This window comes from Pseudomonas sp. NPDC077649 (assembly GCF_044542855.1).
Taxonomy (GTDB): Bacteria; Pseudomonadota; Gammaproteobacteria; order Pseudomonadales; family Pseudomonadaceae; genus Aquipseudomonas.
Genome location: NZ_JBITVF010000003.1, coordinates 242,199 through 263,750 on the forward strand (window position 1 = coordinate 242,199; position 21,552 = coordinate 263,750).

The 21,552-nt window shown below is 68.4% G+C and carries 21 protein-coding genes; 11 read left to right on the plus strand and 10 right to left on the minus strand.

Features of this window, described 5'->3' with window-relative positions; genetic code table 11:
* Nucleotides 1-72: 72 nt before the first annotated feature.
* Nucleotides 73-945 carry a protease HtpX gene (gene htpX, locus ACIGFL_RS11415; RefSeq protein ID WP_021442895.1) on the plus strand — a complete coding sequence of 291 codons (873 nt, stop codon included), beginning with the start codon at nucleotides 73-75 and terminating at the stop codon, nucleotides 943-945.
* Between the two features lie 91 nt (nucleotides 946-1,036).
* Here the strand turns inward: htpX and ACIGFL_RS11420 are convergent, their stop codons facing one another.
* Nucleotides 1,037-1,696, minus strand: coding sequence for a thiopurine S-methyltransferase (locus tag ACIGFL_RS11420; protein ID WP_397497261.1), 660 nt, complete (start codon nucleotides 1,694-1,696; stop codon nucleotides 1,037-1,039).
* A gap of 103 nt (nucleotides 1,697-1,799) precedes the next feature.
* Between ACIGFL_RS11420 and ACIGFL_RS11425 the strand changes: the two genes are divergently transcribed.
* On the plus strand, nucleotides 1,800-2,567 hold the full coding sequence (locus tag ACIGFL_RS11425) for a DODA-type extradiol aromatic ring-opening family dioxygenase (protein ID WP_397497262.1): 768 nt from the start codon (nucleotides 1,800-1,802) through the stop codon (nucleotides 2,565-2,567).
* A gap of 149 nt (nucleotides 2,568-2,716) precedes the next feature.
* On the opposite strand, the gene ACIGFL_RS11430 is transcribed toward ACIGFL_RS11425, so the two are convergent.
* Nucleotides 2,717-4,432, minus strand: a complete 1,716-nt coding sequence (locus ACIGFL_RS11430) for a DEAD/DEAH box helicase (protein WP_177342902.1) — start codon at nucleotides 4,430-4,432, stop codon at nucleotides 2,717-2,719.
* A gap of 326 nt (nucleotides 4,433-4,758) precedes the next feature.
* Here ACIGFL_RS11430 and ACIGFL_RS11435 point away from each other — a divergent pair, with 326 nt between their 5' ends.
* Nucleotides 4,759-5,550, plus strand: a complete 792-nt coding sequence (locus ACIGFL_RS11435; protein WP_397497263.1) for a crotonase/enoyl-CoA hydratase family protein — start codon at nucleotides 4,759-4,761, stop codon at nucleotides 5,548-5,550.
* A 116-nt stretch (nucleotides 5,551-5,666) separates the two neighbouring features.
* Here ACIGFL_RS11435 and ACIGFL_RS11440 read toward each other — a convergent pair whose 3' ends face one another.
* A complete protein-coding gene (locus ACIGFL_RS11440; RefSeq protein WP_021444507.1) occupies nucleotides 5,667-6,446 on the minus strand; it encodes a spermidine synthase in 780 nt (259 codons plus the stop codon).
* A 137-nt stretch (nucleotides 6,447-6,583) separates the two neighbouring features.
* On the opposite strand from ACIGFL_RS11440, the gene ACIGFL_RS11445 reads away from it, so the two are divergent.
* The 6 genes from ACIGFL_RS11445 (at nucleotide 6,584) to ACIGFL_RS11470 (ending at nucleotide 13,614) form a co-directional block, all read left to right on the plus strand.
* The gene (locus tag ACIGFL_RS11445; protein WP_397497264.1) at nucleotides 6,584-7,912 is read left to right on the plus strand and encodes a flavin-containing monooxygenase; all 1,329 of its coding nucleotides are present in this window, start codon (nucleotides 6,584-6,586) and stop codon (nucleotides 7,910-7,912) included.
* Nucleotides 7,913-7,914: 2 nt separating this feature from the next.
* Nucleotides 7,915-8,841 carry a bile acid:sodium symporter family protein gene (locus ACIGFL_RS11450; RefSeq protein WP_397497265.1) on the plus strand — a complete coding sequence of 309 codons (927 nt, stop codon included), beginning with the start codon at nucleotides 7,915-7,917 and terminating at the stop codon, nucleotides 8,839-8,841.
* The gene (locus ACIGFL_RS11455; RefSeq protein WP_397497266.1) at nucleotides 8,841-9,623 is read left to right on the plus strand and encodes an SDR family NAD(P)-dependent oxidoreductase; all 783 of its coding nucleotides are present in this window, start codon (nucleotides 8,841-8,843) and stop codon (nucleotides 9,621-9,623) included. The genes ACIGFL_RS11450 and ACIGFL_RS11455 overlap by 1 nt, the downstream gene beginning before the upstream one ends.
* A complete protein-coding gene (locus ACIGFL_RS11460; RefSeq protein WP_397497267.1) occupies nucleotides 9,623-10,363 on the plus strand; it encodes a sulfite exporter TauE/SafE family protein in 741 nt (246 codons plus the stop codon). Before ACIGFL_RS11455 ends, ACIGFL_RS11460 begins: the two co-directional genes overlap by 1 nt.
* The gene (locus ACIGFL_RS11465; protein WP_397497268.1) at nucleotides 10,360-12,147 is read left to right on the plus strand and encodes an amidohydrolase family protein; all 1,788 of its coding nucleotides are present in this window, start codon (nucleotides 10,360-10,362) and stop codon (nucleotides 12,145-12,147) included. The genes ACIGFL_RS11460 and ACIGFL_RS11465 overlap by 4 nt, the downstream gene beginning before the upstream one ends.
* A 120-nt stretch (nucleotides 12,148-12,267) precedes the next feature.
* Nucleotides 12,268-13,614: a class II 3-deoxy-7-phosphoheptulonate synthase gene (locus ACIGFL_RS11470; RefSeq protein WP_397497269.1), complete on the plus strand. Its 1,347-nt coding sequence runs from the start codon at nucleotides 12,268-12,270 to the stop codon at nucleotides 13,612-13,614.
* Nucleotides 13,615-13,891: 277 nt separating this feature from the next.
* Here ACIGFL_RS11470 and ACIGFL_RS11475 read toward each other — a convergent pair whose 3' ends face one another.
* The 3 genes from ACIGFL_RS11475 to ACIGFL_RS11485 form a co-directional block, all read right to left on the minus strand.
* Nucleotides 13,892-15,103, minus strand: coding sequence for a winged helix-turn-helix domain-containing protein (locus ACIGFL_RS11475; RefSeq protein WP_397497270.1), 1,212 nt, complete (start codon nucleotides 15,101-15,103; stop codon nucleotides 13,892-13,894).
* 32 nt (nucleotides 15,104-15,135) lie between these two features.
* On the minus strand, nucleotides 15,136-15,618 hold the full coding sequence (locus ACIGFL_RS11480; protein WP_397497271.1) for a DUF3291 domain-containing protein: 483 nt from the start codon (nucleotides 15,616-15,618) through the stop codon (nucleotides 15,136-15,138).
* A gap of 252 nt (nucleotides 15,619-15,870) precedes the next feature.
* Nucleotides 15,871-16,104, minus strand: a complete 234-nt coding sequence (locus ACIGFL_RS11485) for a DUF1127 domain-containing protein (RefSeq protein ID WP_122107716.1) — start codon at nucleotides 16,102-16,104, stop codon at nucleotides 15,871-15,873.
* Nucleotides 16,105-16,201: 97 nt separating this feature from the next.
* Here ACIGFL_RS11485 and ACIGFL_RS11490 point away from each other — a divergent pair, with 97 nt between their 5' ends.
* Nucleotides 16,202-17,056 (plus strand): LysR substrate-binding domain-containing protein, encoded by an 855-nt coding sequence (locus ACIGFL_RS11490; RefSeq protein WP_397497272.1) that lies wholly within the window; start codon nucleotides 16,202-16,204, stop codon nucleotides 17,054-17,056.
* 30 nt (nucleotides 17,057-17,086) lie between these two features.
* Here the strand turns inward: ACIGFL_RS11490 and ACIGFL_RS11495 are convergent, their stop codons facing one another.
* On the minus strand, nucleotides 17,087-17,839 hold the full coding sequence (locus ACIGFL_RS11495) for a sulfite exporter TauE/SafE family protein (protein WP_397497273.1): 753 nt from the start codon (nucleotides 17,837-17,839) through the stop codon (nucleotides 17,087-17,089).
* Between the two features lie 100 nt (nucleotides 17,840-17,939).
* Here ACIGFL_RS11495 and ACIGFL_RS11500 point away from each other — a divergent pair, with 100 nt between their 5' ends.
* Entirely contained in the window at nucleotides 17,940-18,902 is a 963-nt protein-coding gene (locus ACIGFL_RS11500; RefSeq protein ID WP_122107714.1) for a LysR family transcriptional regulator, read from the plus strand.
* A gap of 119 nt (nucleotides 18,903-19,021) precedes the next feature.
* Here ACIGFL_RS11500 and efp read toward each other — a convergent pair whose 3' ends face one another.
* The 3 genes from efp to ACIGFL_RS11515 all read right to left on the minus strand — a co-directional run bounded on the left by efp (nucleotide 19,022) and on the right by ACIGFL_RS11515 (nucleotide 21,088).
* A complete protein-coding gene (gene efp / locus ACIGFL_RS11505) occupies nucleotides 19,022-19,597 on the minus strand; it encodes an elongation factor P (RefSeq protein ID WP_031303472.1) in 576 nt (191 codons plus the stop codon).
* Nucleotides 19,598-19,631: 34 nt separating this feature from the next.
* Nucleotides 19,632-20,774 (minus strand): elongation factor P maturation arginine rhamnosyltransferase EarP, encoded by a 1,143-nt coding sequence (earP, locus tag ACIGFL_RS11510; protein ID WP_397497274.1) that lies wholly within the window; start codon nucleotides 20,772-20,774, stop codon nucleotides 19,632-19,634.
* A gap of 107 nt (nucleotides 20,775-20,881) precedes the next feature.
* Nucleotides 20,882-21,088, minus strand: coding sequence for a hypothetical protein (locus ACIGFL_RS11515; protein ID WP_122107712.1), 207 nt, complete (start codon nucleotides 21,086-21,088; stop codon nucleotides 20,882-20,884).
* Between the last annotated feature and the right edge of the window lie 464 nt (nucleotides 21,089-21,552).

The window sequence follows — 21,552 nt, forward strand, 5'->3', positions numbered from 1 at the left end:
ACCCTGGGGGGCGCGCCCTTATATAGCCCGCATTACTCGTACGTCTTTCCCCGTGAGGAGTCCGTTCACACCATGATGCGCATTATGTTGTTCCTGGCCACCAACCTGGCGGTGCTGATCATCGCCAGCATCACCCTCAAACTGCTGGGGGTCGATCGCTTCACCGGCCAGAACCATGGCAGCCTGCTGATCTTCTGCGCCGTGTTCGGTTTCGCCGGCTCGCTGGTGTCGCTGTTCATCTCCAAGTGGATGGCGAAGATGAGCACCGGCACCCAGATCATCACCCAGCCGCGTACCCGCCACGAACAGTGGCTGCTGCAGACCGTCGAGGAGCTGTCGCGCGAAGCCGGGATCAAGATGCCGGAAGTCGGTATCTTCCCCGCCTACGAGTCCAATGCCTTCGCCACCGGCTGGAACAAGAACGACGCGCTGGTCGCCGTCAGCCAGGGCCTGCTCGAGCGCTTCTCCCCGGATGAAGTGCGCGCGGTGCTGGCCCACGAGATCGGCCACGTGGCCAACGGCGACATGGTCACCCTGGCGCTGATCCAGGGCGTGGTGAACACCTTCGTGATGTTCTTCGCGCGCATCTTCGGCAACTTCGTCGACAAGGCCATCCTCAAGAACGAGGACGGCCATGGCATCGGCTACTTCGTCGCGACCATCTTCGCCGAGCTGGTACTGGGCATCCTGGCCAGCATCATCGTCATGTGGTTCTCGCGCAAACGCGAGTTCAAGGCCGACGAAGCCGGCGCCCGCCTGGCCGGCACCGGCGCCATGATCGCCGCGCTGCAGCGCCTGCGCGCCGAACAGGGCGTGCCGGTGAACATGCCGGACAGCCTGACCGCCTTCGGCATCAACGGCGGCCTGAAGAACGGCCTGGCCGGCCTGCTGATGAGCCACCCGCCGCTGGAAGATCGCATCGAGGCGCTGCGCCGCCTGGGTTGATCGCAAGCAACAAAGAAAAGGCGACCTGCGGGTCGCCTTTTTTGCTTCATAGGGCCGCGTGCAGCATCCCTGGCGGCGCGCGTGGCGCAGCCTACACAAGCTTCTCCAGCCGATAGACCACCTCGTCCAGCGCCTTGAGTTCGTGACGGATGAACTTCCAGTTGCCCGCCAGCACGTCCTCGCGCTGCAACTCTTGCACCTGCCAGGCGGCGGCGAAGTGCCGTTGCACCTCGTCGTCGCCGACGGCGAAGGGCGGCCCGTCCATCTGGCTCTGGGCGTAATCCAGGGTGATCAGCAGGCCGCGGCAACCGCGCGGCAAAATCGCCGTCAGGTGCGCCGCATAGCGCTCGCGCATCTGCGGCGGCAGGGCGATCAGCGCGGCGCGATCGAACAGCGCCTGGCAATCGGCGACGTCCTCGGCGCGCAGGGCGAAGAAATCGCCGCACCACAGCTCCAGCGCGCCGGCGCGGTAGAGCTTGAACGCCCCGTGCCGGACGACCTCGGCCTGCAGGCCCTGCTCGGCGAAGAAGTCCTGCACGGCCTTTTCCGCCAGCTCCACGCCCAGCACGCGATAGCCCTGGCCGGCCAGCCAGGCCAAGTCCAGGCTCTTGCCGCACAGCGGCACCAGCACTCGCGCGCCCACAGGCACCGCCAGCGCCGGCCAGTGCCGTTGCAGGTAGGGATTGACCTGATCCAGGTGAAAACCGATCTGATCGCGCGCCCAGCGCTCCTGCCAAAAACTTTCGTGCACGCAAAACCTCCAGGTAAATCGATGATAAGGCTCAAGAATTTATGCTGGTATCGGATAGGTCCAACCACCAAGATGGCAGCATCCTACTCCAGGAGTTAGCACCATGCTGCCTTCGCTGTTCATCTCCCACGGCTCCCCCATGCTCGCCCTCGAACCGGGCGCCAGCGGCCCGGCCCTGGCCCGCCTGGCGGCCGAGTTGCCGCGCCCGCGCGCCGTGCTGGTGGTCTCGGCGCACTGGGAAAGCGATCGCCTGCAACTGACCAGTGCCGAACGCCCGCAAACCTGGCACGACTTCGGCGGCTTTCCGCCCGCCCTGTATGCCGTGCAGTACCCGTCCCCCGGCGCGCCTGCGCTGGCGGCAGAGATTGCCCAGCGCCTGAGCGATGCCGGCTTGCCCGCCGCGCTCGACCCGCAGCGCCCCTTCGATCACGGCGCCTGGGTGCCGCTGTCGTTGCTGTACCCGGCCGCCGATATCCCCGTGCTGCAACTGTCGCTACCCAGCCAGCTCGGCCCCGAGCTGCAGACCCGCGTCGGCCGCGCCCTGGCCGGTTTGCGCGCCGAAGGCGTGCTGCTGATCGGCTCCGGCAGCATCACCCACAACCTCAGCGAGCTCGACTGGCGCGCCGGCCCCGGGGTGGTCACCCCCTGGGCCAGGGAGTTTCGCGACTGGATGGTGGCCCAACTCGAAGCCGACGACGAAGACGCCCTGCACCGCTACCGCCAGCTGGCGCCGCACGCCGCGCGCAACCACCCCACGGACGAGCACCTGCTGCCGCTGTTCTTCGCCCGCGGCGCCGGCGGCGCCTTCAAGCTGGAGCACGCCGGCTTCACCTACGGGGCGCTGGGCATGGATATCTACCGCTTCGGCTGAACCGGCGCACAGGGCCTTGCCCGGGTATCGGCGCGCTCAACCCGGGCTACGCGCCTGGCAAGCCCATCGGCCCCGGACTGCATCCGGCTACAGGCCAGAAACGAAAAAGCCCCGCACTTGGCGGGGCTTTTTCGTTTATCGCTGCGCGATCAATCCTCGCGGTAGCGGCGCAGCTTCAGGGCCTTGCCGGCAACGCGGGTGTCCTTGAGCTTGCCGAGCAGGCGATCGAGGCCGTCTTCCGGCAGCTCGACCAGGCTGAAGGTCTCGCGGATCTGGATACGGCCGATGGCTTCGCGAGCCAGGCCGCCCTCGTTGAGGATGGCGCCGAGCAGGTTCTTCGCGGCGATACCGTCGCGCGTGCCCAGCGCGGTACGGCAGCGCACGCGACCTTCGGTCAACGGCAGCGGCGCGCGACGTTCGCGGTACTCACCGCGCTCAGTGCTGCGCTCGCCATCACGCTCACGACGCTCGCGCGGCGCACCACCGGCGCCCGGCACCAGCGGCTGCTCGCGCTCGACGCTGGCCAGATCCAGGGCCTGGCCGTTGGTCGCCTTGCGCAACAGGGCGGCGGCCAGGGCGCGCGGGCTGCAGCCGATTTCGGCGGTCAGGCGGTCGAGCAGCTCGCCATGACTGGCTTCGGCATCGGCCACCAGCGGCGCCAGGCTGCTGGTGAGCTTCTTGATCCGCGCATCCAGCACCTGCTGGGCGTTCGGCAGCTTGACTTCGCCGACCTTCTGCCCGGTGACGCGCTCGATCACCTGCAACATGCGGCGCTCGCGCGGGGTCACCAGCAGCAGCGCGCGACCGGTACGGCCGGCACGACCGGTCCGGCCGATACGGTGCACGTAGGATTCCGGGTCATAGGGCATGTCGACGTTCATCACGTGAGTGATGCGCGGCACGTCGAGGCCGCGGGCGGCCACGTCGGTGGCGATGACGATATCCAGGCGGCCGTCCTTGAGCGAGTCGATCACCCGCTCACGCTGGTTCTGGGCGATGTCACCGTTCAGCGCGGCGGCCTTGTAGCCCTTGGCTTCCAGCGCGGCGGCGAGGTCCAGGGTGGCCTGCTTGGTACGCACGAAACCGATCAGCGCATCGAACTCCTCGACCTCCAGCAGGCGCAGTACGGCGGCGTGCTTCTGGTCGGCGTGGACCATCAGGTGCGCCTGCTCGATGGCAGTCACGGTCTGGGTCTTGGAGGCGATCTTGATGTGCTGCGGGTTACGCAGGTGCTTCTCGGCGATGGCGCGGATCGAGTGCGGCAGGGTCGCGGAGAACAGCACGCTCTGGCGGCTTTCCGGCATGGCTTCGAAGATCACTTCGAGGTCGTCCATGAAGCCCAGCTTGAGCATCTCGTCAGCCTCGTCGAGCACCAGGTACTGGATGGTCGACAGCACTTTCTCGTCGCGACGCAGGTGGTCGACCAGACGGCCCGGGGTGGCCACGATGACCTGCGCGCCCTGGCGGATGGCCTTGAGCTGCGGGCCCATGGGTGCGCCGCCGTAAACGGCGACCACGTTCAGGCCGGGCATCTGCTTGGAGTAGGTTTCGAAGGCGGTGGCCACCTGCAGGGCCAGCTCGCGGGTCGGGGCGAGGATCAGCACCTGCGGCTCGCGCTTGGCCGGGTCGACCTTCGACAGCAGCGGGAGGGCGAAGGCGGCGGTCTTGCCGGTGCCGGTCTGCGCCTGGCCGATCATGTCGTGGCCGGCGAGGATCACCGGAATCGCCTGCGCCTGGATCGGCGAGGGCTCTTCGTAACCGACGGCGGTCAGAGCGGCGAGAATATTGGGGTGAAGTCCGAGCGCGGCGAAGCCGCCGATTTCCTGGGTCATGGGTCTGCCTCTAGTGCATCCGCAAAGACCCATGTTCCAAAGCTGCGCATGCCGTGTAAGACCTTGTGGGTCACCCTGGCAGCCTGGTTCGGCGGGGATTTGCGAAGACGTGATGAAAAGTGAATCGTCAAGGATAGTCCGCTGCGGGACTGGCTGCCGAAGTCGGGCTTCGGGCGAATTGCGCTACCTGAACGTGGCCAGAGAATTGGCCGGCGCGCACTATACCGGAAATTCCTGACGCGGGTGGCGGTTTTTGCAGTTTTCCCGGCCGTGCGCTGCCAAACGGTCGCCGCCATGGACAAGCGCGCGGCGGCCGGCTATATCCCTGCGACCTCCTCCACGAGCCAAGGATCATCCTCATGACCTCCTCCGACCGCGGCCGCGTCAGCCGCGAAAAACGCGGCCACATCCTGCTGCTCGGCCTCGACCGGGTGGCCAAGCGCAATGCCTTCGACCTCGACATGCTCGACGACCTGTGCCTGGCCTACGGCGAGTTCGAGCGCGACGACGAGGCGCGCGTGGCGCTGGTGTTCGCCCATGGCGAGCACTTCACCGCCGGTCTCGACCTGGCCAAGGTGGCCGCCCAGTTCGCCGCCGGCTGGCAGATTCCCGCGGGCGGCTGCGACCCCTGGGGCGTGTTCGGCGGACCGCGGGTGAGCAAGCCGGTGCTGCTCGCGGTGCAGGGCTACTGCTACACCATCGGCATCGAGCTGATGCTGGCCGCGGACATCAACCTGTGCGCCAGCAACACCCGCTTCGCCCAGATGGAGGTGCAGCGCGGCATCTTCCCCTTCGGCGGCGCCACCCTGCGCCTGCACCAGCAGGCCGGCTGGGGCAACGCCATGCGCTGGCTGCTCACCGGCGACGAGTTCGACGCTCACGAGGCCTATCGCCTGGGGCTGGTGCAGGAGGTGCTGGCCAGCGAGGAACTGCTGCCCAAAGCGTTGCGCCTGGCCGAACGCATCGCCGCGCAGGCGCCGCTGGGCGTGCGCGCCACCCTGGCCTCGGCGCGCCAGGCGGTGCGCGAGGGCGAAGCCGCGGCGGCGGCCGCGCTGCACGGCACGGTCAAGCAGCTGATGGCGAGCGAGGACGCCGCCGAGGGCGTGCGCGCCATGCTCGAACGGCGCCCGGGGAATTTTCAGGGGCGCTGAGCGGAACCAGTCGATGCATGACGGCCTGCAAGCCAGGCTTGCGTAGGGTGGATCGCGCGTCATCGATCCACCGCTTCTGGTGGCTGCAGACAGCGACATCCACCCTGCCCTGCGCCTCAGGTGGCCGGGCGCAACGCCTCGATCAAGGGCTGCAGCGAGTAGCCCAGGCGCGGCGCCAGCTCGCCGGCGCGCGCCTGCAGGCGGCCGCGATCCAGTTGCTGATCGAGGTCGGCGGGGATCAGCAGCACCACGTTGCCCTCCTTCACCGGGCATTCCCAGTAATGGCGGTGGTAGAGCCCGCGCAGCAGCGCGGCGCCGAGCGGCTTGCCGTCGTTGCCGGCCCACTGGTTGATGATCAGCCAGCCACCGGGGTTGAGCTTTTCCCGGCAGCGTTCGAGAAAGCGCCAGGCCAGGTGGCCGGCGCCCGGGCCCTGGTCGGTGTACAGATCGAGGAAGATCAGGTCGGCGGTCTCGGCGCTGCCCAGCAGCTCGGTGGCGTCGCCGATGCGGATGGTCAGCCGCGGGTCGTCGTCCAGGCCGAGAAACTCCATGGCCAGGCGCGGCACGTCCGGGCGCAGCTCGATGGCCTCGACATCCTCCAAGGCTAGAAACTTGAGGCAGGCCTGGGTCAGGTTGCCGGCGCCCAGACCGAGAAACAGCGCGGTCTCCGGCGCATCGTGGCACAACGCGCCGAGCAGCATGGCGCGGGTGTAGTCGTACTCCAGCCAGCTCGGGTCGCCGGCGAACACGCAGCTCTGCTCGATGGCCTCGCCGAACTCGAGGAAGCGGTAGGCGCCGATCTGCACCACGCGGATCACCCCGAAGGCATCGCGCACCTCGGCCAGCAGCACCTCGTCCTGCATCTGCAACTCGTCGCTCGGCGGCAATCCCGGCATGGCTCTCCCTCCAGCAGTGACATCCCGCACCAGAAGCGACGGGGCAAAGGCGCCGATTGTCATTGAAGCGGCCGCCCCCGGTCACGCGATAATTCCAGCACTTGCGCTGCTCACTCATAACAATAACGAGGTTCGCCATGTACGCCATCATCGGCGCCGGTCCCATGGGCCTGTGCACGGCCCGGCAATTGAAGAAGCACGGCATCGACTTCGTCGGTTTCGAGCTGCACAGCGATGTCGGCGGCCTGTGGGACATCGACAACCCGCACAGCACCATGTACCACTCGGCCCACCTGATTTCCTCCAAGGGCACCACCGAGTTCAGCGAATTCCCCATGCGCGCCGAGGTGGCGCCCTACCCGCACCACAGCGAGATGCGCCGCTATTTCCGCGACTACGCGCGGCAGTTCGGCCTGTACCCGCACTACCAGTTCGACACCCGAGTGGTGCAGCTGCAGCGCCTGGACCAAGGCTGGCAGCTGATCAGCGAGCGCCATGGCGAGCGCCGCGAATGGCGCTTCGACGGCGTGCTGATCGCCAATGGCACCTTGCATACGCCGAACCTGGCGGCGCTGCCGGGCGAGTTCAGCGGCGAGCTGCTGCATTCTTCCGCCTACAAGAGCGCCGAGCTCTTCGCCGGCAAGCGCGTGCTGGTGGTCGGCTGCGGCAATTCGGCCTGCGACATCGCGGTGGATGCCGTGCACCGCGCCGCCTCGGTGGACCTGTCGGTGCGCCGCGGCTACTACTTCCTGCCCAAGTTCATTCTCGGCAAGCCCACCGACACCTTCGGCGGCGCGATCAAGCTGCCGCGCCGGCTCAAGCAGCTGGTCGACGGCCTGCTGGTGCGCGCCCTGGTCGGCAAGCCGTCGCAGTACGGCCTGCCGGATCCGGACTACCGCCTGTACGAGTCGCACCCGGTGATGAACTCGCTGGTGCTGCACCACCTCGGCCACGGCGATATCCGCGCCCGCGGCGATATCGTCGCGGTGGACGGCCACAGCGTGCGCTTCGCCAACGGCGAACAGGGCGAGTACGACCTGATCCTGATGGCCACCGGCTACAAGCTCGACTATCCCTTTATCGAACGCGGCGAGCTGAACTGGCCGCAGGGCGCCGGCGCGCCGCAGCTGTACCTCAACGTCTTCCACCCCGAGCGCGACGACCTGTTCATGCTCGGCATGGTCGAGGCCTCCGGTCTCGGCTGGCAGGGCCGCGACGAGCAGGCCGAGCTGGTGGCCCTGTACATCCGCCAGCTGCAGGCCGGCAGTCCGGCGGCCGAAGCCTTGCGCCGGCTCAAGCGCGAACGCGCCGGGCAGCGCCTGGACGGCGGCTACCGGTACCTGGATCTGGAGCGCATGGCCTACTACGTGCACAAGGACAGCTATCGTCAGCGCATCGCCACCCACAGCGCGGCGCTGCGCCGCGAGCTGGCCGCCGGCGCCGTGCCGGCCGCCCAGGGAGCCTGAACGTGGAAGCCGTCACTATCGCCTTCGACCCCAGCAGCCTGGTGCTGATCAACCTGATCGTCGCCCTGATGATGTTCGGCGTGTCGCTCGACCTGCGCGCCGAGGACTTCCGCCGCATCGCCCGCGCGCCCAAGGCGCCGCTGATCGGCCTGCTGGCGCAGTTCGTGCTGCTGCCGGCGCTGACCTGCCTGGCCTGCTGGGCGCTGCGCATCCAGCCGGAGCTGGCCCTGGGCATGGCGCTGATCGCCGCCTGCCCCGGCGGCAGCTTCTCCAACATCATGACCTGGATGGCGCGCGGCAGCGTCGCCGTGTCGGTAAGCATGACCGCGGTGTCCAGCCTCGCCGCCAGCCTGCTGACGCCGCTGAACTTCGCCCTGTACGCCTGGCTCAACCCCTACACCCGGCCGCTGCTGACGCAGATCGCCCTCGACCCGCTCGGCCTGCTCCTGCTGGTGCTGCTGGTGCTGGGTCTGCCATTGGTGGCCGGCATGTGGGTCGGCCGGCGCTTTCCGCAGCTGACCCTCAAGGTGGAAAAACCGCTGCGCCTGTTCGCCCTGCTGGTGATGCTCGGTTTCGTCGCCCTGGCCTTCAGCCGCAACCTGGAGCAGTTCGCCACGCACTTCCACCTGTTCTTCTGGCTGGTGGTGGCGCACAACGCCCTGGCCCTGAGCATCGGCTACCTCAGCGCGCGGCTGAGCGGCCTGGCGGCCGCCGAACGCCGCGCCATCACCCTGGAGGTGGGCATCCAGAACTCGGCGCTGGGCCTGGTGATCATCTTCACCTTCTTCCCCCAGGCCGGCGGCATGCTGCTGATCGCCGCCTTCTGGGGCTGCTGGCACCTGGTCTCGGGCCTGGCCCTGGCCTGGTTCTGGTCGCGCCGCCCGCCGCCGCCACTCACAGCCCCGCTGATCGCTCTCGGAGAAAAATGATGCGAGTCGTCCTGATCACCGGCGCCGCCAGCGGCCTCGGCTGGCAACTGGCGCGCGCCTGCCACGCCCACGGCGACGCCCTGCTGCTCACCGATATCGACGCGAGCGGCCTGGCCGCGCGCGCCAGGGAACTGGGCCAAGCGCGCGTGCTCGGCGTGGCCGGCGATATCACCGATCCGGCGCTGCACCAGCAGCTGCTGGCGACTTGCCGCGCGCGCTTCGGCCGCCTCGACGTGCTGCTCAACAACGCCGGCATCACCCACCGTTCGCCCACCGTGTGCACCGCCCCGGCGGTGCTGCGCAAGGTCATGGCGGTGGACTACCACGCGCCGCTGGAGCTGACCCTCGCCGCCCTGCCGCTGCTGCGCCAGAGCCGCGGCCAGGTCGTCGCCATCGGTTCCATGGCCGGCTGGATGCCGGTGCTCGGCCGCGCCGGCTACTGCGCGGCGAAAAGCGCCCTGGGCCAGGCCTTCGAGGTGCTGCGTGCGGAGATCGGCCGCGACGGCATCGGCCTGCTGATGGTCTACCCGAGCTTTCTCGACACCCCCATCGAGCGCAACGCCCTGGGCGGCGACGGCCAGCCGGCCGGCCATGCGCGCTCGACTGTAGGCCGCATTCGCGGCGCCGACTGGATGGCCGGGGAAATCCTCAAGGCCCTGGCCGCGCGCCGCGAGCGCCTGTTTCCGGATCGCGGCAGCTGGCTGGCCAGCCTGCTCTGGCGCGTCGCCCCGGCCCTCTACTACCGGCAGATGAGCCGGCGCTTCGCCGGGGAGCTGGGTTGATGGCCTTCGCCCCCTACGCCCTCGGCGCCTTTATCCTGCTGGCCTACACCCTGGAGGCAGTCACCGGTTTCGGCAGCATAGTGATCGCCCTGTCGCTGGGTGCGTTGCTGCTGCCCATCGACCAGCTGCTGCCGGTGCTGGTGCCGCTGAACATCGGCATGACCGGCTACCTGGTGTGGCGCCACCGCGCGCAGATCGACCGCCCGCTGCTGCTCGGCACCATACTGCCGGGCATGCTCGCCGGCACAGCGCTGGGCTACCTGCTGCTGCCCTATCTCGACGCGGCGCTGCTCAAGCGCGGCTTCGGCCTGCTGATCCTGTGGTTCGCCGGGCGCGAACTGTGGCGCCTGCGCCATGCCGCGGCGCTACCGCTGCGCCCGGCCTGGCTGACCCGCCTGCTCACCCTCGGCGCCGGCCTCAGCCACGGTCTGTTCGCCTCCGGCGGGCCGCTGCTGGTCTACGGCCTGGCCGGCACGGCGCTGGACAAGGCACGCTTTCGCGCCACCCTGGTGACGGTCTGGTTCAGCCTCAACAGCCTGCTGACCGCCGCCTTCCTGCTCGACGGCCGCCTGCAGCCGGCCCTGCCCCAGGTGCTCGCCTACGCCCCGCTGCTGCTGCTCGGCCTATGGCTGGGCGAACGCCTGCACCGGCGCTTCGACGAGCGCCATTTCCGCCTCGTCATCTACTGCCTGCTGTTGGTCACCGGCGTTCTGCTGCTGGCCCCCTGGAGCCTCGCATGAGTTTCGACATCGTCATCAACAACGGCCTGTATTTCGACGGTAGCGGCGCCCCCGGCGCGCTGCGCCATATCGGCATCAAGCATGGCCGCATCGACACCCTCAGCCTCAGCCCGCTGGATGAGCGCGGCGCCGAGGTGATCGACGCCGCCGGCAAGTGGGTCACCCCGGGCTTTCTGGAAATCCACTCGCACTACGACGCCGAAGTGATCGCCGCGCCGGCGCTCAAGGAGTCGGTGCGCCACGGCGTGACCAGCGTGACCATCGGCTCCTGCTCGATCAGCATGGTGCTGGCCGACGCCGAGGACTGCTCGGACCTGTTCACCCGCGTCGAGGCGGTGCCGCGCGAATACGTGCTGCCGATCCTCAAGGAGAAGAAGAGCTGGCGCGACGCCGCCGGCTACCGCGCCTTCTACGACCAGCATGCACTGGGCCCGAACGTCAGCTCCTTCCTCGGCCACTCCGAGCTGCGCGTAGCGGTAATGGGCCTCACGCGCGCCACCAGCAAGGTGGCGCCGAGCGAGGCCGAGCTGCAGCGCATGGAGCAGTTGCTGGAGGAGGCGCTGGACGCCGGCTGCATCGGCCTGTCGGTGATGACCACGCGCCTGGACAAGATGGATGGCGAGCGCGCCTGGTCCAGCCCGCTGCCCTCGACTTTCGCCAGCTGGAAGGAGTTCTCGCGCCTGTTCGCCATCCTCCGCCGCCGCGGCGCGGTGCTGCAGGGCGCGCCGAACGCGGTGACCAAGGTCAATGTGTTCGCCTTCCTCTGGCAGGCCCACGGCTGGTTCAGACAGCCGCTCAAGTGCACCATGCTCACGGCGCTGGACCTCAAGTCGCAGCCGCTGCTGCACCGCTTCACCCGCCTCTCCGGCTGGCTGGCGAACAAGGTGCTGCGCGGCCACTTCCGCTGGCAGACCCTGCCCGCGCCCTTCACCCTGCGCCTGGAAGGGCTCAACGTGAACGCCTTCGAGGAGTTCGGCGCCGGCGAGATCCTGCGCAACATCAAGGACCCGGACGAGCTCTACGCCAAGGTCAAGGAACCGGCGTTCCGCGCCCTGTTCAAGCAGCAGGTCAAGGCGGTGCTGACCAAGGGCCTGTGGCACCGCGACTTCTCCGACTGCTGGGTGACCGAGTGCCCGGACGCCTCCCTGGTCGGCAAGAACTTCAAGCAACTGGGCGAGGCGCGTGGCCTGGACGCGGTGGACGCCTACTTCGAGCTGGCCTGCCAGTACCGTGAAGCGCTGAAGTGGAGCACCTGCTACGGCAACGATCGCGAGCCGATCATGCGCAAGCTGCTGGCCAGCCCCTGGACCCATCCCGGGTTTGCCGACTCCGGCGCGCACCTGCGTTCCATCGCCCAGTACAACTTCCCGCTGCGCTTTCTCAAGTACGTGCGCGATGCGCAGCTGGCCGGCACGCCCTTCATGGAACTGGGCCAGGCGGTGCGCCGTTGCAGCGGCGAGCTGGCCGACTTTATCGGCGTGGACGCCGGCTATATCCGCGTCGGCGACCGCGCCGACCTGGTGATCATCAACCCCGAGGGGCTCACCGAGGAGCTGGACGCCATCGCCGAGGCGCCGATGGAAGTGCTCGGCCTGACGCGGCTGGTCAAGCGCAACGATGCGGCGGTGGAGGCCACCCTGATCAATGGCCGCATCGCCTACCGCCGCGGCCTGGAATACCCCGAGGAGCTGGGCAAGACGCAGGATTACGGGCGCTTCCTGCCGGGCCGCGAGGTGCTGCCGCGCCGCCAGCCGGCGGCGGACCTGCAGCCGACCACCGCCTAGGCTGCGCGCGCACCGCACCCGGCCCTCGGTGCGCACGGCCTGGCGGGCCCACACACCCTACGGCCAGCGGGCTTATCGGTTACCATGCAGGTCTGTCCGATTAGCCGATAGAGACGCCGCATGTCGCACGCCTGGAGCCCCGCAAGCTGGAGAGCCAAACCCATCCAGCAGCAACCCGAATACCCCGACGCCGCCCACCTCGACCGGGTCGAGCAGACCCTGGCCGGCTACCCGCCGCTGGTGTTCGCCGGCGAGGCGCGCGAGCTGCGCCGGCAGTTCGCCGAGGTCACCCAGGGCCGCGCCTTCCTCCTGCAGGGCGGCGACTGCGCCGAAAGCTTCGCCGAGTTTTCCGCAGCGAAGATTCGCGATACCTTCAAGGTGCTGCTGCAGATGGCCATCGTCATGACCTTCGCCGCCGGCTGCCCGGTGGTGAAAGTCGGGCGCATGGCCGGCCAGTTCGCCAAGCCGCGCTCCTCCGGCAGCGAGACCATCGACGGCGTCACCCTGCCGGCCTACCGCGGCGATATCGTCAACGCCATCGAGTTCGACGCCGCCAGCCGCGTGCCGGATCCGGAGCGCCTGCTGCAGGCCTACCACCAGGCCACCGCCAGCCTCAACCTGCTGCGCGCCTTCGCCCAGGGCGGCTTCGCCGACCTGCACCAGGTGCACCAGTGGAACCTGGACTTCATCGCCAACTCGGCCCTCTCCGAGAAGTACCACCAGTTGGCCAACCGCATCGACGAGACCCTGGCCTTCATGCGCGCGGTCGGCATGGACAGCGCGCCGCAGCTGCGCGAAGCCAGCTTCTTCACCGCCCACGAGGCGCTGCTGCTGAACTACGAGCAGGCCTTCGTGCGCCAGGACAGCCTCACCGGGCGCTGGTACGACTGTTCGGCGCACATGCTGTGGATCGGCGACCGCACCCGCCAGCTGGACGGTGCCCACGTCGAGTTCATGCGCGGCATCGAGAACCCCATCGGGGTCAAGGTCGGCCCGAGCATGGACCCGGACGAGTTGATCCGCCTGATCGACGTGCTCAACCCGGACAACGACCCGGGCCGCCTCAACCTGATCGTGCGCATGGGCGCCGACAAGGTCGAGCAGCACTTCCCGCGCCTGCTGCGCAAGGTGCAGGGCGAAGGCCGCCAGGTGCTGTGGAGCTCCGACCCGATGCACGGCAACACCATCAAGGCCTCGAGCGGCTACAAGACCCGCGACTTCGCGCAGATCCTCGCCGAGGTCAAACAGTTCTTCGCCGTGCACCAGGCCGAAGGCAGCCACGCCGGCGGCATCCATATCGAGATGACCGGGCAGAACGTCACCGAATGCATCGGCGGCGCCCGCCCGGTCACCGAGGACAGCCTGTCGGACCGTTACCACACCCACTGCGACCCGCGGATGAACGCCGACCAGTCGCTGGAACTGGCCTTTATGATCGCCGAGACGCTCAAGCAGGTGCGCCGCTAGGGAAGTGCCTGCCCTAGGACCTGTTGATGTTTCAGCATAAGAAATTGATTCATAAAGGAAAGTTGTTATTTTCGGTACCGTCATGGGGCAGCTGAGCCAGGGGCTGGTCGGATACCCTAGGGTGGGTTAGCCGCTTATCACCTCTACCGGCCGATTCGCTGTACCTGGCGCGGCGTAACCCACCATCGGCGCAACGCGAGCCATCGCCTGGTGGGTTACGCGGCGCGCCGCTCTCATCCGCGCCTGCAAGATTGGCGCTCAGCGCCGCTAACCCACCCTACGGTTTCGCCAGTAGCGGCCGCAAGCGCTGCGCCGGCTGCGAGCGGCAGTGCAGCGCCACCCCGTCCAGCCCCAGCCACTGCGCCAGCGCTCGCAGCGCGCCGGCCAGCGCCGGCAGCGCGTCCTCGCTCGGCGACGCCGCCTCCAGATGCACGGCATGCACCGCCAGGCGACCCTGCGCCCGTTCGCTGCGCAGGTCGACGCGGGCCAGCAGGCGCTCCTGGTACAGGAACGGCAGCACGTAGTAGCCGTGCACGCGCTTGTGCGCCGGGGTGTAGATTTCCAGGCGGTAGCGAAAGCCGAACAGGCGCTCGGTGCGCTCGCGGGCCCAGATCAGCGAGTCGAACGGCGACAGCCGCGCGCTGACCTCGATCCTGCGCGGGATGCTCGGCTCGCCGAGGCAGTAGCCCGGCGCCTTCCAGCCCTCGACGCGCAGCGGCCGCAGCGCGCCGGCCTCGACCAGCTCGGCCAGACGCGCCTTGCAGTCGGCGGCGTCGAGCCGGTAGTAGTCGCGCAGATCCGGTTCCGTGGCCAGTCCCAGCGCCGCGGCCGAGCGCAGCAGCAGGCGGCGCTGCGCCTCGGCCTCGTCCGGCTCAGCCTGCGCGAGGATGGCGGCGGGAATCACCCGCTCGGGCAGGTCGTACAGGCGCTCGAAACCGCGGCGTCCGGCCACCGTCACTTCGCCTGCGGCGAACAGCCATTCCAGCGCGTGCTTCTCCTCGCTCCAGTCCCACCAGGGGCCGGCGCGCTGCTGGCGGCTCGACAGGCTGCCGGCGCCCAGCGCGCCCTGCTCGCGCACCGCCTGCAGCACCCGAGCGATCACCTCGCCGCGTTGTGCGCCGAATTCCGCCAATTGCCGGTAGATGCCGCGTCCCTGCGCCGCGCGGCGCATGCGCCAGCGCAGCAGGGGATGGATCTCCAGCGGCAACAGCGAGGCCTCGTGGCCCCAGTACTCGAACAGCGCGCGCTGACGCGGCTTGCCCCAGGCCAACTGGTCGAGCAGCTCGGGCGCGTAGTGGCCGAGACGGGAAAAGGCCGGCAGGTAGTGCGAGCGCACCAGCGCGTTGACCGAATCGAGCTGCAGCACGCCGAGGCGCTCGACCTGGCTCAGCAACTGACGCCGGCCGACGGCGCCGCGCGGGGTACGACCGAAGCCCTGGGCAGCCAGTACCAGGCGCCGGGCTTCGGCGAGGGAAAGTGAATCGGGCATGGGGCCGTCCCTGGTGTGGCGATGCGCCCAGACTAGTCGCGCGCCAGCTCCAGTGGCAACGACGGCTGCGCGTCGGGCGCCAGGAAGCGCTGGCGAAAGCTGAAGGCCGCAGGCGTCGGCCCCTCGCGGCGCAGGCGCTGCAGACGTTCGGCCGCCTCCTCGAGGCTCGGCCGCTGTCCGGCCGCCACCCACCAGAGCACCAGATGCGCCTGCGCCACCGGCTCGAACCATTCGCGGCGGCGCTTGAGCATCTCGGTGTGGGCCGATTTGTAGACGTAGTCGCTCAGGCTCTCGACGTCGCGCCAGAGCGACAGATTGACCAGCACGTCCTCACCGAACGGGCGCAACGCGGTGGCGTCGCCACCCTCGTCCGCGAGGCGCCAGACGAAGCCCGGCGAGGCCTCGGCCAGGGCGTTGATGCGCTGTAGATTGGCGACGAAATCGGCCAGCGGCGGCGAATCCAGCGGCGCCGCCAGGTTGGCGATATTCAGCTGGGCCAGGTGGTAACCGGGCATGGGCACTCCTTGTCTATCCATTGCATGATGCGGGTATCGGGCCGCGCTGCCGGGCCGGCGAGCCCCACAGCGCCAGGGCCTCAGAACCGCTTCAAAGTCTGCTGCGCGTCGGCACTGCTGCGTTAAAAACAGGCTCGGGCTGCTCATTTACAGCTCGTAAAGTCGAGCGCGACTCCGACCGGCCCTCGCCTGTTTTGGCGGGGCCGCCATCGGTATTGCATTGCTCTAGCTCGCGAGCCTTTGAACAGGCTCTCAGCGCTTGAGCGGATCGTCCCAGAACGGCCGCTCGCTCTCCTGCAGCGCATCGGCGCGGCTCAGGCCGATGTCCTTGAGCGCGGCATCGTCGAGCATGCCCAGACGGCGGCGCTGCTCGGCCAGCTGCCACCAGCGGCGCAACTGACGCGCCATCGACAGCAAGCGGGCGCCCAGGCGCGGAGCGGCGAAGTGCAGCGGCTGAGCGACGGCATAACCTTTTTGACCTTTCATCTCTTTGCCCTCCCTGTGGGGTTGGCGCCAGTCTCGCGCCGGGCTTAAGATCAATCCAACGAATGTTTCTTATGCACTGCATCTGGGAGATTGATGGATGGCCCTGTACCCCAGCATCGACAGCGAACTGCTGCGCACCTTCGTCGCCATCGTCGACCAGGGCGGCTTCACCCGCGCCGCCGAGGCGGTCAACCGCACCCAATCGGCGGTGAGCATGCAGATGAAGCGCCTCGAGGAAGACGTGATGCAGCGCCCGCTGTTCCAGCGCGACGGCCGCCAGGTCAGCCTGACCGCCGAGGGCCAGCTGCTGCTCGGTTACGCCCGACGCATCCTCAAGCTACACGGCGAGCTGCTGACCACCCTGCGCGAGCCGCACATGGTCGGCACCGTGCGCATCGGCACGCCGGACGACTACGTGATGCGCTTCATGCCCGGCATCCTCTCGCGCTTCGCCCAGGCCTACCCCATGGTGCAGGTCGAGCTGCACTGCGAACCCTCGTTCCAGCTGCTGCAGCGCCAGGACCTGGACCTGACCATCGTCACCCGCGAACCGGGCAAGGAAATCGGCCAGTTGCTGCGCCAGGAGCGCATCGTCTGGGCCGAGGCCCAAGGCTTCAGCCCGCATGAGCAGGAGCCGCTGCCGCTGGCGATGTTCAACTCGCAATGCTTCTGCCGCTCTTGGGCGTGCAATGCGCTGGACGCCATGGAGCGCGAGTACCGCATCGCCTACACCAGCCCCAGCCTGTCGGCGATCATGGCGGTGGTCAGCGCCGGCCTGGCGATCACCGCGCAGCTGCAGAGCCTGATCACCCCGGACATGCGCATCATCGGCGAGGCCGAGGGGCTGCCGACCATGCCCTCGGCGAGCATCGTGCTGCTGCGCAACGAGGCCAGCCAGTCGCCGGTCACCGAGTGCCTGGCCAAACATATAGTCGAGGGCTTTCGCCTGTAGCCGGAGGCAGTCCCGCAGCGCCCGCCGCCGCTACTCCAGGGCCAGCAGCGCCGCACAGACCAGCAGAAAACCGCAGAACAGGCTGCGCAGCAGGCGCTCCGGCAACGCGTGGGCCATGCGCACGCCCCAGCTGATGCTGAGCAGCCCGCCCACCGCCAGGGGCACGCCCATCCACCAGTTGACGTGCTGGTGCAGCGCGTAGGTCAGCAGGGTCACCCCGGTGCTGGGCAAGGCCAGCGACAGCGACAATCCCTGGGCCACCACCTGGCTGGTACCGAACAGGCTGGTCAGCACCGGCGTGGCCACCACCGCACCACCGACGCCGAACAACCCGCCCATGGCGCCGGAGACTCCGCCCAGCGCGCCGAACCAGCCCCAGGGATGACGCAGCTCGGCGCTGGCCGGCGCCTGGCGCATCGACATGCGCAGCAGGTTGTAGGCGGCCAGGGCCAGCAGGAAGCCGACGAAGGCCCAGCGCATGGTGCGCGCCTCCAGCCCCACCGCGTAGAGCGAAGCCAGCCAGGCGCAGAGCAGGCTGGAGCCGCCGAGCAGCAGCGCGTGGCGCGGATCGATGCGGTTGCGCTGGTGGTAGCGCCACAGCGCCAGCATCACGTTGGGCACCACCATCACCAGGGCTGTGCCCTGGGCCAGTTGCTGATCCAGGCCGAACAGCACGCCGAGCACCGGAATGGCGATCAGCCCGCCGCCGATGCCGAACAGCCCGCCCAGGGTGCCCAGACTCAGGCCCAGCAACAGATTCAGCGATAGATCGAGCAGATTCATGGCACCTCCAGGCAATGGGCGCATGCTAATCAGGGGCGGCTGGCGCGGAAACGCATAGCCGCGCACAATGGCTGCGCTTATCACGCACAACAGAGTCGCCATGAACCCCGATGCCCTGACCGACCAGCTGCAACTCTTTCTCGACGTGCTGGAGGCCGGCAGCTTCTCCGCCGCCGCGCGCCGCCACCCGCTGACGCCCTCGGCGGTGGCGCGGCGCATCGACGCCCTGGAGCGCGGCCTCGGCAGCAGCCTGTTCAGCCGCAGCACCCACGCGGTACGCGTCACTCCGGCCGGCCTGGCCTTCGCCGAACGCGCCCGGCGCATCCTCGCCGAACTGCACCTGGCGCGCGCCGAGGCGGTGTCGCTGAGCAGCGCGCCGGAGGGGCTGATCCGCATCGACGCGCCCTCGCCCTTCGGCCGCCGCCACCTGGCCCCGGCCATCGCCGAGTTTCTCGGCGCCAACCCCGGGCTGGACGTGCAGCTGCGCCTGATCGACAGCTTCACCGACCTGCACGGCGAACACCTCGGCGAAGTGGACATAGTCGTGCGCATCGGCCCGCTGCCGGACAGCCGCCTGGTCGCCACGCCGCTGGCCTCGATGACCCGCATCCTCTGCGCCAGCCCGGACTACCTGCGCCGCCGCGGCATTCCGCGCAGCCCGTTGGAGCTGGAGCAGCACGACGGCCTCGACTGGGACAGCCTGGCGCCGCCCTACGCCTGGCGCTTCGAGGCGGACGGCAAGCTGCAGCTGTGCAAGCCCAAACGCCTGCGCCTGACCACCAACAACGCCGAAACCCTGCTGTTCAGCGCCCTCGCCGGCCTGGGCATCGCCCACCTGCCGACCTGGCTGAGCAGCGAGCACCTGCAGCGCGGCGAACTGCTGCCGCTGTTCTGCGAGACCGGCCTGCCGCCGGCAGAGCCGGTGAGCATCTACGCCCTGCGCCTGGAACGCGAAGCCAGCCCGCGCACGCGCCTGCTGCTGAGCTTTCTCAAGCAGCGCTTCGGCTTCCCACCGCCCTGGGACCAGGCCCTGCAGGCCGGCCTGGCGACGCCGCAGCAATAGCACGGGAAACCGTGGGAGGAGCTTTGGCCACGACAAAGCCGGAGCCTTGCCGGCGGCAGAGCCCGAATTCCGGGCACAAAAAACCCGGCGCAAGGCCGGGTTTTGTCTGACGCGCAGGCTTAGGCTTGCGGCGCCTGGGTGCGGCCCTTGTAGGAACCGTCACGGGTGTCGATCTCGATCCAGTCGTCGATGCCGACGAACTCGGCGACCTTGATCTCGGTGCCGTTGCGCAGCTTGGCCGGCTTCATCACCTTGCCGGAGGTGTCGCCACGAGCGGCGTTCTCGGTGTACACCACCTGACGCACGATGGTGGTCGGCAGGTCGACGGAGATTACCTTGCCTTCGAAGAACACGGCTTCGCAGACGTCGGTCATGCCTTCTTCGATGAACGGCAGGACGCTTTCCAGATCTTCGGCGCGCAGTTCGTAGGAGTTGTACTCCGGGTCCATGAACACGTAGTCCTCACCGCTGATGTAGGACAGGGTCACTTCCTTGCGCTCGAGGATCACCGGCTCCATCTTGTCGTCGGCCTTGTACACGGTCTCGGTCTTGGAGCCGTTGAGCAGGTTCTTCAGCTTCATCTTGACGATGGCGCTGTTACGGCCGGACTTGGTGAACTCGGCCTTCTGGATCAGCCACGGCTGGCCGTCGATCAGGGCCACGCTGTTGGGCTTCATTTCTTGTGCGGTTTTCATACGAATATCCGAAATATGCGGGAGGTACAGAAATCTAGGCCGCGTATGATAGCCAATTTCGGTAAAACTGTTCCAGCGCCGTGGCAAGGTCCGGCCGAGCGGCCTGCTCAACGCACCAGCGCTCGGCGTGCGCCGCCAGCTCCGGCCAGACCGGCAACAGCCTGTCCCAGGCCTCGCCCATGCCCTTGCCGGCGTTCCAGGCGCGGCACAATTCGCCCAGGGCGGCGGCCGCCGCGGGCGACAGTTCGGCGCCGTACAGCGCCAGAAAAGCTTCCAGCTTCTCCCAGTGGGCGCCCTCCTCCTGCTGATAGATGTGCCAGAGTAGTGGTCGCCCGGCCCACTGCGCGCGGACGAAGGAATCCTCGCCGCGCACCGCATTGAGGTCGCAGCACCAGAGCAAGCGGTCGTAGTCGTCCTGCGCCATGAACGGCAACACCTGGATCTGCAGGCTGCCGCGCTGCCGGCGGTCGCCGGGGACCAGCCTGTCCTCGCCGAGCCAGACCTGCAGGTCGCCGAGGATCTTGCCCTGCGGCACCAGCAGCTGACTGGCCTGGCGCTCGTCCGCCAGCGCCTGCAGCCAGTCCGCCAGCCCCGGGTTCTCGTAGGCGAACAGCGAGATCAGCCGCGCGCCGGCCTGGCGCGTCACGCCGAGACGCTGGAGAAAGACCTGCTGCGCCGCCGCATCAGCCTGGAAGGCGCGCCGCCGCGCCAGCAGATCGCCCTCGCACAGCAGGCCGCCGGTGCCAGCGACGAAGCCGGGGAAGAAGAAGAATTTCTGCAAGCCGCCCGGCTGCGGCGACGGCAAGCCATGGCAGCCGGCCACCCAGTCCTCGGCGCTGAGGTATTCCAGGTTCAGCCACAGCCGCCGCGCCCCGCTGGCGGCCATCGCCTCTATATAGGCGGGCGGCAGGTGGCAGGCGAAGGCCTCGATCACCACCTCGGCCGGCTCCACCGCGGGCCAGGGCGCACTCCAGTGACACAGCTCGACGCCGGCCAGCTGCTGGCGGGCGGCCGTGGTGCTGGCCTCGGGGCACAGGCGCGCGAAGGCGGCCAGCTCGTCCACCCACAGGCGCACCGCATGGCCGTGCTCGGCGGCCAGCTGACGCGCCAGACGCCAGGTCACCCCGATATCGCCGTAGTTATCCACCACGCTGCAGAAAATGTCCCACTTCGCCACGCATGCGCCCCTCGGAAAAAGGCCGCCAGTGTACCTCGCGAACAAGAAAAAGCCCGCCAGAGGCGGGCCAAGGGGAGCGCGGGAGCACGCGCAGGAAAACCATGGAATCAGGCCAGCAGCGCGGCGCCCTCGTCGCGCGCGGCAGTGCTCAGCAGCCACACCGCCTGGCAGGCCAGCGCGGCCTCGCGCGAGGCGAAGGGGCCGGCCTTGGGCTGGCCGTCGACCATCAGCAGCCAGCACGCCATATGGCCGTCGGACCTGAGTTCGGCGGGTACGGCGCTGCCGACCAGGGACACCACATCGATACGGGACATAACGACCTCCAACTGAATCTGCGTTGAGTCCACCTTAGGCGCCTGGCCGGCCGCGCGGAAATCAGTGCTTTCGATAGTCACCATGGTTATTGCCAATGGATCGCGGCCGGCCGCTCAGATGTCCGCTTGATAGAGAGCCAGCACGACGGGCGCATCCGCGGCCAGGGCGTAGGGGGCGCCGGCCATCAGCATGGCCAGAGTCAACGGGCTGAGTTTGAAGCACGGCTGCCTGGGCGTATCTCTCCGCAAAAGAGAAAGGACCGCCCAGCAGATGCAACGAACGCCGGGAACCTCGACAGCGCTCCGCTGCCGCCAGCCGGAATCGCAGTTCATGATATTTACTGTTATTTGCCAGTTAAGCGTATTTACAAACCATACAAATTGCCCCGCGTCACACGCACCACTCTGGCACGCGGATAGACGGCGGAGTACTGGAAATAGAGAGACTGCGGCGCCCTGGACTT

Bases quoted from the DNA above. Each gene is read 5' to 3' on its own strand.
- ACIGFL_RS11445 (WP_397497264.1), top strand. From the start codon at position 6,584: ATGTACGCCATCATCGGCGCCGGTCCCATGGGCCTGTGCACGGCCCGG.
- ACIGFL_RS11500 (WP_122107714.1), top strand. From the start codon at position 17,940: ATGAACCCCGATGCCCTGACCGACCAGCTGCAACTCTTTCTCGACGTG.
- ACIGFL_RS11490 (WP_397497272.1), top strand. From the start codon at position 16,202: ATGGCCCTGTACCCCAGCATCGACAGCGAACTGCTGCGCACCTTCGTC.
- ACIGFL_RS11485 (WP_122107716.1), bottom strand. From the start codon at position 16,104: ATGAAAGGTCAAAAAGGTTATGCCGTCGCTCAGCCGCTGCACTTCGCC.
- ACIGFL_RS11495 (WP_397497273.1), bottom strand. From the start codon at position 17,839: ATGAATCTGCTCGATCTATCGCTGAATCTGTTGCTGGGCCTGAGTCTG.
- ACIGFL_RS11515 (WP_122107712.1), bottom strand. From the start codon at position 21,088: ATGTCCCGTATCGATGTGGTGTCCCTGGTCGGCAGCGCCGTACCCGCC.
- efp (WP_031303472.1), bottom strand. From the start codon at position 19,597: ATGAAAACCGCACAAGAAATGAAGCCCAACAGCGTGGCCCTGATCGAC.
- ACIGFL_RS11440 (WP_021444507.1), bottom strand. From the start codon at position 6,446: ATGCCGGGATTGCCGCCGAGCGACGAGTTGCAGATGCAGGACGAGGTG.
- ACIGFL_RS11430 (WP_177342902.1), bottom strand. From the start codon at position 4,432: ATGGGTCTTTGCGGATGCACTAGAGGCAGACCCATGACCCAGGAAATC.
- ACIGFL_RS11470 (WP_397497269.1), top strand. From the start codon at position 12,268: ATGTCGCACGCCTGGAGCCCCGCAAGCTGGAGAGCCAAACCCATCCAG.
- htpX (WP_021442895.1), top strand. From the start codon at position 73: ATGATGCGCATTATGTTGTTCCTGGCCACCAACCTGGCGGTGCTGATC.
- ACIGFL_RS11455 (WP_397497266.1), top strand. From the start codon at position 8,841: ATGCGAGTCGTCCTGATCACCGGCGCCGCCAGCGGCCTCGGCTGGCAA.
- ACIGFL_RS11480 (WP_397497271.1), bottom strand. From the start codon at position 15,618: ATGCCCGGTTACCACCTGGCCCAGCTGAATATCGCCAACCTGGCGGCG.
- ACIGFL_RS11435 (WP_397497263.1), top strand. From the start codon at position 4,759: ATGACCTCCTCCGACCGCGGCCGCGTCAGCCGCGAAAAACGCGGCCAC.
- ACIGFL_RS11465 (WP_397497268.1), top strand. From the start codon at position 10,360: ATGAGTTTCGACATCGTCATCAACAACGGCCTGTATTTCGACGGTAGC.
- ACIGFL_RS11475 (WP_397497270.1), bottom strand. From the start codon at position 15,103: ATGCCCGATTCACTTTCCCTCGCCGAAGCCCGGCGCCTGGTACTGGCT.
- ACIGFL_RS11460 (WP_397497267.1), top strand. From the start codon at position 9,623: ATGGCCTTCGCCCCCTACGCCCTCGGCGCCTTTATCCTGCTGGCCTAC.
- ACIGFL_RS11425 (WP_397497262.1), top strand. From the start codon at position 1,800: ATGCTGCCTTCGCTGTTCATCTCCCACGGCTCCCCCATGCTCGCCCTC.